The sequence below is a fragment of the Vibrio sp. 1078-1 genome (assembly GCF_033340475.1).
In genome coordinates this window covers 1-661 of sequence record NZ_JAWOWM010000429.1, presented here as the reverse complement: position 1 = coordinate 661, position 661 = coordinate 1, and the positions used below count along the sequence as shown (strand labels likewise).

The following is a 661-nucleotide window of genomic DNA, read 5'->3' as shown; positions in this document are numbered from 1 at the left end:
TTTCGAAGAGTCACTCAAACTCTTGCAGTCAGGCCATGGTCTAGAGACATACCACCTGCTACGTGAATACAACTTGTTCCAACAGCTGTTCCCAGCCATTTCGGAGCACTTCACAGAAGACTACTCGTCGCATACTGAACAAATGCTCGATCTTGTGTTGGATTCCACAGACATGCGTATTGAAGATGGCAAGCGCATTAACCCAGCATTTATGTTTGCTGCAATGCTGTGGTACCCGCTGTGTGCACTAGCAGACAAACTCATGGATCAGCATAACTTGTGTCATTACGACGCGATCATGGAAGCGAGCAACATCATTCTTGATGATCAAGTTCGCACCATCGCAATTCCACGTCGCCATACTGCGACCATCCGTGAGATTTGGCAGCTGCAATTGCGCCTTCCACGACGCAATGGCAAACGTGCGTTCCGCCTAATGGAACTCAACAAATTTAGAGCTGGCTTTGATTTTCTTGAAATGCGCGGTGAAATTGAGGGTGGCGACACTCTGAAGCTTGCTAAGTGGTGGGAAACTTTCCAAAATGCAGGCCGAGAAATGCGCCAAGCGATGGCCGCAGACCTAGATGGTCAAGCACCAAAATCGGGCCAACGTCGCCGCAAAACCTTTCGCAAGAAAAAGAGTAAGCCCAAATCATGATCA

At 48.6% G+C, this 661-nt stretch carries 1 pseudogene; it reads left to right on the top strand.

Going from position 1 to position 661, the window contains the following annotated elements:
- A pseudogene (locus R7190_RS28010) lies at nucleotides 1-658 on the top strand (polynucleotide adenylyltransferase PcnB); the annotation flags it as partial.
- Nucleotides 659-661: the final 3 nt, after the last annotated feature.